The sequence below is a fragment of the Xanthomonas albilineans genome (genome assembly GCF_002939705.1).
Classification (GTDB): Bacteria; Pseudomonadota; Gammaproteobacteria; order Xanthomonadales; family Xanthomonadaceae; genus Xanthomonas_A; species Xanthomonas_A albilineans.
This window is the reverse complement of sequence record NZ_MDCB01000141.1, coordinates 1-265: the sequence shown is the minus strand read 5'-3', so window position 1 is coordinate 265 and position 265 is coordinate 1. Positions and strand designations below refer to the sequence as shown.

1 pseudogene is annotated in these 265 nt (G+C 65.3%); it reads left to right on the top strand.

Features of this window, described 5'->3' with window-relative positions:
• Nucleotides 1–265, top strand: a pseudogene (locus tag XalbCFBP2523_RS16130) (methyl-accepting chemotaxis protein); the annotation flags it as partial.

Sequence of the window (265 nt, the reverse complement as noted above, 5' to 3'; positions counted from 1 at the left end):
ACTGATGTCCACCGCCGATGGCAATCTGCAGTCGTTGTCGGCGTTGCTGCAGGCGATTGCGGCGGGCGATCTGACCGCGCGCATGCGTGGCGAGTTCCATGGTGTGTTCGCGCAGATGCGCGACGATGCCAATGCCACGGCCGAGCAACTGGCCAGCATCGTCGGGCGCATCAAGCAGTCGGCCGGTTCGATCAATGCCGCCGCCAGCGAAATCGCCACGGGTAACGATGACTTGTCGCAGCGCACCGAGCAGCAGGCGGCGAGC